This is a genomic window from Thioclava sp. F36-7 (genome assembly GCF_002020075.1).
Classification (GTDB): domain Bacteria; phylum Pseudomonadota; class Alphaproteobacteria; order Rhodobacterales; family Rhodobacteraceae; genus Thioclava; species Thioclava sediminum.
In genome coordinates, this window is record NZ_MPZR01000003.1 from 1 (window position 1) to 12,448 (window position 12,448).

Here is a 12,448-nt window from a genome sequence, read left to right on the forward strand (position 1 = left end):
CTCGTTCGCTTCATTGTCCGTCCTCAAGTTGGGTCGGACTCTAATCGATGGTGGAGGAAAAATCCCGTGGCAGGTCAGCGTCCGCCTCATAAAAGGCGCGTCCGGCGTAGGCCTCCTGGATAGCTTTGTTTCCCACTGATCCTGAATATCGTTTGCATTGGATGGCAAGCTTTCTGTCGCGGAAGGTGGCCAATACATCTATGCCTTGATCGCCAGATCCTGATGTTGTCTCAACGGACCAGCCAAGTCGACGGAGGGAATCGGCGACCCAATATTCAAATGCATATCCATCTACTGGAATGCTGTTTTTGTCGAATCCTGTCAACTTTCGTTGCCGTTCGAGGCTTGCGGACTTTGCTATGATTGTCTTTTGGGCTCGAACGAAGAGTGCGGCGTTTTGAATGCCTTTGGTCTGATTTGTGAAGAAGCCATTTTCTTGAAGGAAAGATTTTATCGCAGCGACCTTGCGCAAAAGCTTTTCCTCTTTCAGTCGTTTCTCGCCGCTCCATTGAGGGGTCAATCTGATGGCATCCTGCTCGGCTTCCATAAGAAGCATTCGAAGTTGCCCGTAATGTCGCTCTACCGCGGTAAGGATCTCCGGTTTGGACTTTTTCCAGGCGTCATCAATCTTTTGCTGTTGGTGCTTCGTCAGCTTTGGCATTGTTTTGCGCATTTTTAGGTCTTTTGTTGCTGCGCTCAGAGTCCGAAAGTCCCTTCGGAAAAGCAAGGGCTAGATAGAGATCAAGATTGAGATGGAGCGCGTAGTGAAAGCCTTCACCTTGCCGTTTGCTCTCATGCTTCACTCGAAAGGCATCTGTCGAAGGGTAGTTTGCACTCCAACTCGTCAACACCAAATTTGATGTGATGCCTCGATGGCCGTTCTGCAGAAAATACAACCATAGGGAGAAGGTTGCGTCTTCGTCGATCTGATTGCCACTTGCGCACCCGCGTTGGTCTCGGTAGTAGAAATTCGACGGATTCCGATGGAACGTTAACTTCCACTTAATCTGTTCCGCGATACGCGGTTACGACGGCGAAGAGATCGATCTCCTGCCTGGTTGGATTTGGTTGGCCGTGCGCGAAGAGCTTCGGCAGACTGGTGTGCAGAAGGTGTAATATAAGTGCCCCTATAGCTCAGCTGGTAGAGCAACTGATTTGTAGCGTCGCCTCAGGCTCAAAAGCTGGGGTAAGTTGCAGCCCTCATTGGAAACGTTGAGGTGAACTGGTGTCAAATTCGGGGAAACCTTAGCAGTTTCAGGCTGTTGGCAATCCCGAGCGAAGCTTTCCAGATCATTCTGGATCGAACGTGTAGAGACTTGACGGCACCCACCTAAAGCCCCCAGGGGGTCATGGTGAAGAGAAAGTCCAGACCACAAAGCGCTTCGGCGTGGCGACGAAAGTCGTAGTGGTATGAATCAGTAGGTCCGCGGTTCGAGTCCGTGTGGGGGCACCAAATATACACACACACAGGTGCGGCAGGGTAAGATAAAGGTTCGAGTCCCTCCGCCGGCACCACCTCACCGCGCCTGTGGGCGTGCATTGGAGGGCGCGATGGAAGCTACCGCTCAGATTTCCGGAGCTCTTCCGGGGCGCATGTTCGATGCGCTCGTGCTCGGAGGTCCGGCGATGTGGGCGATTGCGGCGTTGTCCGTGATCTCGCTCGCGGTGATTATCTGGAAAATCTGGGATTTGCTGGCCGCTGGCGCGTGGTCGGGCGGGGCGCATAGCCAGGCGGCGATTGCGGCCTGGGCGGCAGGCGATCCCGACGGGGCCGAGGCGGCTCTGGCCGGGCGGCGCTCGTTGCGCGCGCAGCTGGCCCGTGCCGCGATGGCGAGCCTACGCGATCCGCAGCTCGATCGGGCCGGGGCCGAGGCCGAAACGGGCCGCGTCGCGCGCGATCTGCTGGCGCGCGCACGCTCGGGGCTGCGGGCGCTCGAGCTGGCGGTGGTGATCGGACCGCTCTTGGGGCTTCTGGGCACGGTCGCGGGGATGATCGCCGCCTTTCGCGCATTGCAGGAGGCGGGCGTTCAGGCCGATCCGGCGACGCTTGCAGGCGGCATCTGGGAGGCGCTTTTGACGACGGCGGCGGGCATGGCCGTGGCGATCCCGGCGCAGATCGCGCTGTCGGGCTTCGACGCGGTGGTGGACCGCCTGCGCCACGATATGGAAGACGCCGCGACCCGCATCTTCGCCCGCGCGCCCGCCACGCTCACCGAGCGGCCCCGCGCCGCCGCCGAGTGAGGCGCGCGCGATGTTCGCCTTCGGTCAACCGCGCCCCCGCCGTCGCCCGGCGCTGACGCCGATGATCGACGTAGTCTTCCTGCTTCTGGTGTTCTTCATGCTCGCCTCGCGCTTCGGGGTGGAGCGCACGCTGGACCTGACCTTGGGCGGCGGCACGTCTGGCGCGGAATGGTCCGGCCCGCCGCGTCTGGTCGATGTGGGCGAAGGCGGTACGGTCAGCCTGAACGGGCAGACGGTCGCGCTCTCCGATCTGGCAGGCGCGCTGCAGCCGCTGATGGACCAACCCTCCGATCCGGTCGTGCTGCGTCCGAAAGAGGGCGATCTGACCGCGCTGACGCAGGTGATCGAGGCGCTGCGTGGCGCGGGGCTGAGCAATCTGGTGCTGGTGCCATGAGGCTCTTCACCGATCTGCCGCGGCGCAGCCTTCCCGAGCCGCTTTTGCCGATGATCAACGTGGTCTTCCTGCTGCTGATCTTCTTCTTGCTGGCTGCGACGCTGGCCCAGCCGACGCCCTTTGAAGTGACCCCACCCGAGGCTTCGGGCGAGGGCAAGGCCGATCCCGGCGCGCTGGTCCTGTTTGCGAATTCCGAGGGGGAGATCGCCTATGGGGAGGCGCGCGGCGATGCGGCGATTGCGGCGCTGGGGACGGCGGCACAGGATGCGCGCTCGGACTGTGGCGATTGCGCCGACAGCCTGACCCTGCGTGCGGACGGGCAGCTTCCCGGCAACGCGCTGGCGAAGCTGATGCCGCAGCTGGCGGGCCTTGGCTTCACCGATCTCAAACTCGTGGTGCGGGGCAAATGACGCTGCGCGGGTTGGCCTTCGTGGGCGCGCTCGGCGCGGCTTTGGCAGTCCACGCGGGCGTGCTGATGGTCTGGGAGCCCGCGCCTGAGGGCGGGGCGAAATCGGCAGGCGACGGGGGCGATGCGCTCGTCTCGCTTGCGCCGTCTTCGCCGTCCATGGCTGCGCGCGTGGCGGAGTGGGAGCGCCCGCCCGAGGTCGAGACGGAGGTCGCGGCGACGCAGCCTGAGGCTCCAACCGCGCCCGAAGCGCCTGAAGCCCCGACCGAGCCGCCGGAAACCGCGCCGCGAACCGCGACTGCGCCGACGCTGACCGCGCCGCCTGCGCCCGATGCGGCGTTGCCTGAACAGGCCGAGCCCGCGCCGCCCGACATGCCGCGGCCCGAAGCCAAGCCCACGCCGCCTGCGCCGAGACCGGCGAAGCCGAAGCCCAAAGCGCCCGCGAAGAAACAGGCCTCGCAGCCCGCCGCGGCTCAGCCCAAGCAGCAGGCGAAGGGGCAGGGCGACAAAGGGGCCGCAGGCGACCGGCGCGCGGCCCCGGCGGCGACGCTCTCGGCGGGGCAGATCCGCTCGCTGATGGGATCGTGGGGCGGAGACATCCGCGCCCGGATCGAACGCGCCAAGCAAACGCCCTCCGGGGCAGGCGCGGGCCGCGTGGTGGTGGCGCTGAATATCGCGCGCGACGGGCGGCTCATCGGCGCGTCGGTTGCACAAAGCTCGGGCAATGCGGCGCTCGACCGGGCGGCGCTCGATGCCGTGCGCCGGGCGGGTCGTTTCCCCGCAGCGCCGCAAGGCTTGGGCAAACCCAGCTACAGCTTCTCCTTGCCGATGGCCTTCCGCTGAGCGCGGCTTGCACCCGAACGCGCAGCGAGGCAGGGTAGCGCCAACCAAGGAGCGAGCATGCCGATCAAGAACCGTTTTGCCGAGATGCACGCGGAAGCCACCGCATGGCGGCACGATTTCCACCGCAATCCCGAACTGCTCTACGATCTGCCGCGCACATCCGGCCGCGTGGCCGAGCTGCTGCGTGAATTCGGCTGCGATGAGGTGGTCGAGGGGATCGGGCGCACGGGCGTCGTCGGCGTGATCGAAGGGCACGGCGCGCGCCAGGGCGGGCTACGCTGTGTTGGGCTGCGCGCGGATATGGATGCGCTGCCGATCCGCGAGAAAACCGGCGCGGAACATGCCTCCGAGGTCGAGGGCAAGATGCATGCCTGCGGCCATGACGGGCACACGTCGACCCTGCTGGCGGCGGCGAAATACCTTTGCGAGACGCGTGCCTTCGCGGGCCGCGCCGTGGTGATTTTTCAGCCCGCCGAAGAGGGTGGGGCCGGGGCCAAGGCGATGATCGAGGACGGTCTGATGGAGCGTTTCGGCATCGAAGAGGTCTATGCGCTGCACAACATGCCGGGGATGGAGCCGGGCAGTTTCGGCATCCGGCCTGACGCGATGATGGCGGCGGCGGATTTCTTCGACATCGTGGTGACCGGCAAGGGTGGCCATGCGGCGAAACCTCAGGAAGTGATCGACCCGGTGCCGATTGCCGCCCATCTGATCCTCGCGCTGCAAAGCATCGTGTCCCGCGCGACCGATCCGCTGGAGGAGATCGTGCTGTCGGTCACGACGCTGGAGACCGACTCGAAGGCGCTTAACGTGATCGGCAATTCGGTGAGCCTTGGCGGGACCGTGCGCACGATGAGCGCCGAGACCCGCGATCTGGCCGAGCGCCGCCTGCGCGAGATTGCGCAGGGGGTGGCTGCGACCCATGAGGCGACGGCGGAGGTCGACTACCGGCGCGGCTATCCCGTCACCCGCAACGATGCGGCGGCGGCTGAGGTTGCGGCCCAAGTGGCCGAGGCTGTGGCGGGGGCCTGTGACCGCAACGTCGATCCGATGATGGGGGCGGAGGATTTCGCCTATATGCTGGAGGTGCGCCCCGGGGCCTATGGCTTCATCGGCAATGGCCCCAGCGCGCCGCTTCATCACGCGGAATATGATTTCAACGACGCGATCCTGCCTGCGGGTGCAAGCTGGTTCGTCGGCATGATCGAGGCGCGTCTGCCTGCCGAGTGAGACTCAGCGCATCACCATAACCGCGCATTTCGCATGGCGCACGACGCGCGAGGCGGTCGAGCCGATCAGGTAATCGCCAAATCCCGGACGGTGCGACGCGATCACGATGCAATCGGCCCCGATATTTTCCGCGTAGTCGAGAATTTCATGGCCGGGCTGACCTTCGACGATCGCCCAGGCGCCCGCGTCGAACTCCGCCGCGCGCGTGGCGAGGTCATGCTCCAGCGTCTCGCGCAATTCCTCCGCATAGCCCTCGGGCATGTAGTTGATCGCATAGGCGGGGACGTCTTCCATCACATGCAGCAAGGTGATGCGCGCCCCGTCGCCTGCGAGCGCCCGCGCGACGTTGAGCGCGGCGTCGGGGTTGTGATCTTCGTCGAAGGCGACGGGCACGAGAATGTTGGAATACATTGGTTTGGCTCCCTTTCTTTGTCGGGAGCCTGCCAGACGGTTTGGCCCTGCGCATTGATTTGAGTCACCCCGGAGGGGAGCCGCGCCACCAAATTCGCGTGAGTTGCCCGAGACCTGCGCCGCGCGCGTAGCGGACGCAGGTCCGGTGAGGCTCAGCCGCCGGTATGGCTCATGTGGCGCGACATCTGGCCTGAGACGGTCTGGCGCGAATAGTCGAAATCATGGCCTTTGGGCTTGCGCGAGATCGCCTCGCGGATCGCGGCTTCCAGCGCGGCATCGTCCTCGCTGGCTCGCAGGGGCGCGCGCAGATCGGCGTTGTCCTCCTGGCCGAGGCACATGAACAGCTCGCCCGTGCAGGTCACCCGCACGCGGTTGCAGTTCTCGCAGAAATTATGCGTCAGCGGCGTGATGAAGCCGACCTTCTGACCGCTTTCCTCCAGCCGGACGTAGCGCGCAGGCCCACCGGTTGATTCCGCCAGATCGGTCAGGGTAAAGCGTTCGGCCATCGCCTTGCGCACATCCGAGAGCGGCCAGTATTGATCGAGCCGCAGATCGTCGCCCATCTCGCCCATCGGCATCACTTCGATAAAGGTCAGATCGAAGCCCTCCGCCGCGCACCAGTCGATCAGGGTGAACAGCTCGTCCTCGTTGAAGCCCTTCAGCGCGACGGTGTTGATCTTGACCTTGAGACCCGCGCGTTTCGCGGCCTCCAGACCTTTGAGCACCTGTTCGAGCCGTCCCCAGCGCGTGATCTTCGCGAATTTGTCGGCATCGAGCGTATCGAGCGAGACGTTGATCCGCTTCATGCCCAGTGCCGCGAGATCATCGGCGAATTTCGCAAGCTGCGAGCCATTGGTTGTCAGCGTCAGTTCGCGCAGATCGCCGGTTTCCAGATGCCGCGAGATCGAGCGGAAGAAGGTCATGATGTCACGCCGCACCAGCGGCTCGCCCCCGGTGATGCGCAGCTTCTTCACGCCAAGGCGGATGAAGGTTGAGCAGAGCCGGTCCAGTTCTTCGAGCGTCAGCAGTTCTTTTTTCGGCAGGAACTGCATGTGTTCGGCCATGCAATAGGTGCAGCGAAAATCGCAGCGGTCGGTGACCGACACCCGCAAGTAGTCGATAGGGCGGGCGAAGGGGTCGATGAGGGGCGTGTTATCCATGGTTCGGAAAGTAAGGCGCGGCGGGCGGGGCGGCAAGGGGCGTCGCGCGGATCACGTGCGGGCAGGGCGCAGAGCGGGGGGTGGCAGTCGCCTCGGACTGGGCATAGGCTCGACGAAATTTTAAGGAGATTTCGAATGCGCAAACCCCTCTCCCGCCCGATCTTGGCGCTCACGCTAATGATGCCGATCGCGGGCTGCGCCACGCTGGGACTCAACGGCCCAAACGCCCCGGGTCCGGCGACCACGGCAGCCCCCGACGCCGCCGCTCCGGTCGCGGCCCCGATCCCGAAACCGAGTGCGAAAACCGCCGATTCCCTTGATACCACCACCGCGGAGCAGCGCGCGGAGGCGGCGAAGAAACCCATGGGCGGCGAGACCAAGCTTGGCACCACCATCGCGAGCCTTGGCGATCCGGCCGATCCGGGCTTCTGGGTGAAGACCGGGCTGGTGAAAAGCGAGACTCCCGGCCGGATCGAAGACCCGAAAACCGGCAAATCCGCGAAGGTCACGCTGATCCCGTCGGGCAAGGCGGCTGGCTCGGGCTCGGAAGTGTCGCTGCCCGCGCTGCGCCTGCTCGAGGTGCCACTGACCGATCTGCCTGAACTCACCGTCTACAAACTGTAAGCAGCGCGATGAACCCTCTGCGCGAGATCGACATTCCGCCGCTCTGGCTGGTGCTGTTCGCGGCGCTGGTCTGGGCGCTGGGGCAGGTCGTGCCGATGCCGTTTCGCTATGATCGAACGCTGGGGATGATCGCGATCGCGCTCGGGCTCGCGCTCATGCTGGCCGCGGTAGGGCAGATGCTGCTTCACCGCACCACCTTCATCCCGCGCCGTGACCCGTCTGACCTCGTGACCTCCGGCGTCTTCGCGCTGTCGCGCAACCCGATCTATCTCGGCGACGCGCTTGTGCTGGCGGGCCTGGCGCTGATCTGGCACGCGCCTTTGGGGCTTCTGCTGGTGCCGGTCTTCATGTGGTTCATCACGCAGCGCTACATTCTCGGCGAGGAGGCCCGGATCGCCGCGCATTTCGGCGACGCGTACACCGCCTACCGCGCCCGGACCCGCCGCTGGCTCTGATCGGGCCGCGGCAAAGTGCTGCGCCCGTCAAAAAAGCTGGTGGCGGTGCAATCGGGTCGCAGCGCAAAATGGACGACCTAACGATCTGATATTAAACTATAAATCACCCCAAAGTTCGGTATTCAATGGTATACACGAACCGGTGAGGCGCGCCGTGACCGATTAACAAGGTTTTACGGTCCATCGGTGCTTGTGAAACATTATTGCGCGATGCTAAGGAGTACGACGCAAGATTCCGGGTGCGCAGGCCATCGGCTAAACGCACCGCTATCCAAGGGGGAGTTAGAGTGAAAATCGGAGCTCCAAAGGAGATTTTCGAGGGCGAGGCGCGGGTCGCCATGACGCCCGACTCGGCTTTGCAGCTGCAAAAGCTGGGCCATGAGTGCTTCATCGAGACCGGGGCAGGCGTCCGGGCCGGCTTCACAGACGAGGCTTACGAGGCCGCGAATGTGACCGTCATCAAGACCGCCGCCGCGCTGTTCAAAGAGGTGGATTTCGTCATCAAGGTTCGGCCGCCGAGCGATACAGAGGTCAAACGCCTCAAGCCCGGCCAGACCCTGATCTCGTTCTTCTACCCGGCCCAGAACGAAGAGCTTCTGAAAGCCGCCGAGAAGACCGGTGCGAACGTGATCGCGATGGACATGGTCCCGCGGATTTCGCGCGCGCAGAAGATGGATGCGCTGTCCTCCATGGCCAATATCGCGGGCTACCGTGCGGTGCTCGAGGCAGGCAACAACTTTGGCCGTTTCTTCACTGGTCAGGTGACGGCGGCAGGTAAGGTTCCGCCGGCGAAAGTGCTCGTGGTGGGCGCAGGCGTCGCGGGTCTCGCCGCGATCGGTGCTTCGACCTCGCTGGGTGCGATCACCTACGCGTTCGACGTGCGTCCCGAAGTGGCCGAACAGATCGAGTCGATGGGCGCCGAGTTCGTCTATCTCGATTTCGAGGAGGCCGCGAAAGACGGCGCCGAGACGGGCGGCTATGCCGCGCCGTCCTCGCCGGAGTTCCGTGAAGCCCAGCTTGCGAAATTCCGCGAGCTGGCGCCCGATATCGACATCGTCATCACCACCGCGCTGATCCCGGGCCGCGACGCCCCGGTGCTCTGGACCAAGGACATGGTCGAGGCGATGAAGCCCGGTTCCGTGATCGTGGACCTCGCCGCCGAGCGTGGCGGCAACTGCGAACTGACCGTTCCGGACCAGAAGATCGTGAGCGACAATGGCGTGACCATCGTCGGCTATACCGATTTTCCGAGCCGCATGGCGACGCAGAGCTCCACGCTCTACTCGACCAACATCCGCCACATGATGACGGACCTGACGCCCGAGAAGGACGGTGTCGTCGTCCATGACATGGAAGACGACGTGATCCGCGGCGCGACCGTGGCCTATCAGGGCGAGATCACCTTCCCGCCGCCGAAACCCAAGGTGGCCGCGATCGCGGCGCAGAAGCCGAAGGAAAAGGCCAAGGAGCTGACGCCGGAAGAGAAGCGCGCCAATGAGGTGGCCGAGTTCAAGAAGCAGACCCGCAATCAGGTCACGCTGCTCGCCGTGGGCGCGATCGTGCTTCTGGGCGTGGGCCTCGTGGCGCCGGCCAGCTTCATGCAGCACTTCATCGTCTTCGTGCTCAGCTGCTTCGTGGGCTTCCAGGTGATCTGGAACGTCTCGCACTCGCTGCACACGCCGCTGATGGCTGTGACCAACGCGATCTCGTCGATCATCATCCTCGGCGCGCTGTTGCAGATCGGATCGGGCTCGTGGCTCGTGATCCTGCTGGCCGCGCTGTCGGTGTTCATGGCCGGGATCAACATCTTCGGTGGCTTCATGGTCACCCGGCGCATGCTCGCCATGTTCCAGAAGTCGTAAGAGGGGGAGAGCGTAATGGAAAACGGATTCTCGACCGCCGCCTATGTCGTCGCGGCAGTTCTCTTCATCCTCTCGCTGGGCGGCCTTTCGGGGCAGGAAAGCGCGAAACGGGCCGTGTGGTATGGCATCGTCGGCATGGGCCTTGCGGTTCTGGCGACGCTGATCGGCCCCGGCTCGGGGCTGTGGCTTCTCTCGGTCATCCTGATCGCGGCCGGTGGCATCATCGGCTGGTTCGTCGCGAACCGGGTGCAGATGACGGAAATGCCGCAGCTTGTGGCCGCGATGCACTCGCTGGTCGGCCTCGCCGCCGTCTTCGTGGGCTACAACGCCTATATCGAGATGGCACGCGTCGGCGCGATGGGCGCGGAAGAGCAGCACGCGCTGAAGGGCTTCGCCGCTCTGATCGCGCATAAGACGCCGGTCGAACTGTCGATCCTGCGCGTCGAGCTGTTCCTCGGCGTGTTCATCGGGGCCGTGACCTTCACCGGCTCGGTTGTCGCGTTCGGCAAGCTCGCGGGCAAGGTGACCTCGAAGGCCACCAAGCTGCCGGGCGGTCACATGCTCAACGCAGCTGCCGCGATCCTCTCGGTGATCCTGCTGATCCTGTTCATCAACGGGGCGGGCGCTTGGGCACTGATCGCGATGACGCTTCTGGCCTTCTTCATCGGTTACCACCTGATCATGGGTATCGGCGGCGCCGACATGCCGGTCGTGGTGTCGATGCTGAACTCCTATTCGGGCTGGGCCGCGGCGGCGATCGGTTTCTCGCTGGGCAACGATCTTCTGATCGTGGTCGGCGCGCTGGTCGGCTCCTCGGGTGCGATCCTGTCCTACATCATGTGCAAGGCGATGAACCGCTCGTTCATCAGCGTTATCCTCGGCGGCTTCGGCGGCACCTCCGGTCCCGCGATGGAAGTCGAAGGCGAGCAGATCGCGATCGACGCCGACGGCGTGGCCTCCGCTCTGCGTGACGCCGATAGCGTGATCATCGTGCCGGGCTACGGCATGGCGGTGGCGCAGGCTCAGCAAGCGGTGTCGGAACTGACCCGCAAGCTGCGCAGCCAAGGCAAGGAAGTCCGCTTCGCGATCCACCCGGTCGCGGGCCGTCTGCCGGGCCACATGAACGTGCTGCTGGCCGAGGCGAAGGTGCCTTACGATATCGTTCTGGAAATGGACGAGATCAACGAGGACTTCCCCGACACCGATGTGGTGATCGTCATCGGTTCGAACGACATCGTGAACCCCGCCGCACAGGAAGACCCGAACTCGCCGATCGCCGGCATGCCGGTTCTGGAAGTGTGGAAGGCCAAGCAGGTCTTCGTCTCGAAGCGCGGTCAGGGCACCGGTTATTCGGGCATCGAGAACCCGCTGTTCTACAAAGAGAACACCCGGATGTTCTATGGCGACGCCAAGGACTCGGTGAACCAGCTGCTGCCGCTGATCGACTGATCGGCAGGGCAGGGAAATTGGAAACGGCCGGTCGAGGGACCGGCCGTTTTCGTTTGGGACGACTGGTCCGGGGCGACTAGCCCCGGGCCGCGCCCGACCCTCCCCCCGGGAGGGCGCATTGGCGATGTTGGCGCGGGCATGGAAGTTGTTCGGGCTTGCGAGATAAAGCGCCCAGCCACATGCGTTGCAACGCGCCCACCCGAGGCTCGGGCGCGTCCCTCTGTCGCTAAGTAGAAAACCTGGGGCCTTACGCCCCCGCAGCCTCACCGGCCAGCTTGCGAATCCGTTCCACCATCGCGCGCAACCCGTTCGAGCGCTGCGCCGAGAGGTGGTCGTTCAGGCCCAGACGGCCCAGCTCGGCGGGCGCGTCGACCTTCAGAACGTCCTCGGCCGTCAGGCCGGAGTAAAGCGCATGCAGGATCGCGATTAGCCCCTGCACGATCATCGCATCGCTCTCCCCTTGAAAATCGAAGGTCGCCTGCGGGCCCTCGCCCTCGATCCGGGGCAGCAGCCAGACCTGGCTCGCACAGCCCTCCACCTTGGTCGCGGGCACCTTCACAGCGTCGTCCAGGGGCGGCAATTCGCGGCCCAGCTCGATCACGTGACGGTAGCGGTCCTCCCAATCGTCGAGAAATTCGAAGGTCTCGGCAATCTCTTCAAAGGCTTCGCGCGCCATGGTCACTCGCTCCTACGGACAGGGAATTGCCTATTGGGTAACGGGTTCGCGCCCGAGGGTCCAGACGCGGCTTTTCAAAAGCGCTACAATGGGCTACCACAAATCCGGGTCCAGACCCGGGACAGTATCGGAGCCATCATGAACAAAGCCCTGATCGCGGCACTTGCCCTGACGCTCACCACCGCAGGCTGCGGCACAATCCGTGACAGCAAGCTCAACCCGTTCAACTGGTTCGGGCGCGACACGGCTGCACCGGTGGAAACACTCGCGCCGCGCGGCGGCTACCCCGTGAAGGTCGGTAAGCCGAACCAGCAGCAGGTGTCGCAGGTTTCCTCGCTCTCGGTCGAGAAGATCCCCTCGGGCGCGATCATCACCGCGATGGGTCTGCCGCCGACGCAAGGCTATTGGGATACCGATCTGGTTCCGCTCAACGATGGCGCGCCGGATGAGAACGGCACCGTGACCTATGTCTTCATGGTCTCGCCGCCGCCCGCTGAAAGCCCCGATGCGCGCCGGGTGATGAACGCGCCGTCGCGCGAGGTCTCGGCGGCTGCGTTCCTCAGCACTTACAAGCTGCAGGGCGTGCGCAAGATCGTGGTGCAGGGCGTTTCCAACGCGCGGTCCGTCGCGCGCTGAGCTTGGCTTGATCTGAATCGGGGAGGCTCGGGGCGCCCCGGGCCTTTTTCTTGTCGAGGCT

14 protein-coding genes are annotated in these 12,448 nt (G+C 64.2%); 10 read left to right on the forward strand and 4 right to left on the reverse strand.

Translation table 11 applies throughout. The features are described 5' to 3' along the window. Positions 1-40: 40 nt before the first annotated feature. The gene (locus tag BMI89_RS05805; protein ID WP_078570186.1) at positions 41-673 is read right to left on the reverse strand and encodes a restriction endonuclease; all 633 of its coding nucleotides are present in this window, start codon (positions 671-673) and stop codon (positions 41-43) included. 878 nt (positions 674-1,551) lie between these two features. Between BMI89_RS05805 and BMI89_RS05810 the strand changes: the two genes are divergently transcribed. From BMI89_RS05810 to BMI89_RS05830, 5 genes are read left to right on the forward strand one after another with little or no spacing between them, the layout of a single operon-like run. Continuing rightward, positions 1,552-2,241, forward strand: a complete 690-nt coding sequence (locus tag BMI89_RS05810; RefSeq protein WP_078546478.1) for a MotA/TolQ/ExbB proton channel family protein — start codon at positions 1,552-1,554, stop codon at positions 2,239-2,241. Between the two features lie 10 nt (positions 2,242-2,251). Further along, positions 2,252-2,635, forward strand: coding sequence for a biopolymer transporter ExbD (locus BMI89_RS05815; RefSeq protein ID WP_078570187.1), 384 nt, complete (start codon positions 2,252-2,254; stop codon positions 2,633-2,635). Then, on the forward strand, positions 2,632-3,045 hold the full coding sequence (locus tag BMI89_RS05820) for a biopolymer transporter ExbD (protein ID WP_078570188.1): 414 nt from the start codon (positions 2,632-2,634) through the stop codon (positions 3,043-3,045). The genes BMI89_RS05815 and BMI89_RS05820 overlap by 4 nt, the downstream gene beginning before the upstream one ends. Then, complete coding sequence (locus BMI89_RS05825; protein WP_078570189.1) at positions 3,042-3,884, forward strand: TonB family protein; 843 nt, start codon at positions 3,042-3,044, stop codon at positions 3,882-3,884. Before BMI89_RS05820 ends, BMI89_RS05825 begins: the two co-directional genes overlap by 4 nt. 57 nt (positions 3,885-3,941) lie before the next feature. Further along, positions 3,942-5,114, forward strand: a complete 1,173-nt coding sequence (locus BMI89_RS05830; RefSeq protein WP_078570190.1) for a M20 aminoacylase family protein — start codon at positions 3,942-3,944, stop codon at positions 5,112-5,114. A 3-nt stretch (positions 5,115-5,117) separates the two neighbouring features. Here the strand turns inward: BMI89_RS05830 and BMI89_RS05835 are convergent, their stop codons facing one another. Next, positions 5,118-5,525 (reverse strand): universal stress protein, encoded by a 408-nt coding sequence (locus tag BMI89_RS05835; RefSeq protein WP_078570191.1) that lies wholly within the window; start codon positions 5,523-5,525, stop codon positions 5,118-5,120. Between the two features lie 152 nt (positions 5,526-5,677). After that, the gene (gene moaA / locus BMI89_RS05840; RefSeq protein ID WP_078570192.1) at positions 5,678-6,685 is read right to left on the reverse strand and encodes a GTP 3',8-cyclase MoaA; all 1,008 of its coding nucleotides are present in this window, start codon (positions 6,683-6,685) and stop codon (positions 5,678-5,680) included. Between the two features lie 135 nt (positions 6,686-6,820). Here moaA and BMI89_RS05845 point away from each other — a divergent pair, with 135 nt between their 5' ends. From BMI89_RS05845 to BMI89_RS05860, 4 genes are all read left to right on the forward strand, one after another. Then, complete coding sequence (locus BMI89_RS05845; protein WP_078570193.1) at positions 6,821-7,309, forward strand: hypothetical protein; 489 nt, start codon at positions 6,821-6,823, stop codon at positions 7,307-7,309. 8 nt (positions 7,310-7,317) lie between these two features. Beyond that, complete coding sequence (locus BMI89_RS05850; RefSeq protein WP_246831821.1) at positions 7,318-7,764, forward strand: isoprenylcysteine carboxylmethyltransferase family protein; 447 nt, start codon at positions 7,318-7,320, stop codon at positions 7,762-7,764. Positions 7,765-8,051: 287 nt separating this feature from the next. After that, a complete protein-coding gene (locus BMI89_RS05855) occupies positions 8,052-9,626 on the forward strand; it encodes a Re/Si-specific NAD(P)(+) transhydrogenase subunit alpha (RefSeq protein ID WP_078570194.1) in 1,575 nt (524 codons plus the stop codon). Positions 9,627-9,641: 15 nt separating this feature from the next. Next, a complete protein-coding gene (locus tag BMI89_RS05860) occupies positions 9,642-11,075 on the forward strand; it encodes an NAD(P)(+) transhydrogenase (Re/Si-specific) subunit beta (RefSeq protein WP_078570195.1) in 1,434 nt (477 codons plus the stop codon). Positions 11,076-11,322: 247 nt separating this feature from the next. Here BMI89_RS05860 and BMI89_RS05865 read toward each other — a convergent pair whose 3' ends face one another. Further along, positions 11,323-11,751 carry a SufE family protein gene (locus tag BMI89_RS05865; RefSeq protein WP_078570196.1) on the reverse strand — a complete coding sequence of 143 codons (429 nt, stop codon included), beginning with the start codon at positions 11,749-11,751 and terminating at the stop codon, positions 11,323-11,325. Positions 11,752-11,889: 138 nt separating this feature from the next. On the opposite strand from BMI89_RS05865, the gene BMI89_RS05870 reads away from it, so the two are divergent. Then, the gene (locus BMI89_RS05870; protein WP_078570197.1) at positions 11,890-12,387 is read left to right on the forward strand and encodes a hypothetical protein; all 498 of its coding nucleotides are present in this window, start codon (positions 11,890-11,892) and stop codon (positions 12,385-12,387) included. The last annotated feature ends 61 nt before the right edge of the window (positions 12,388-12,448 follow it).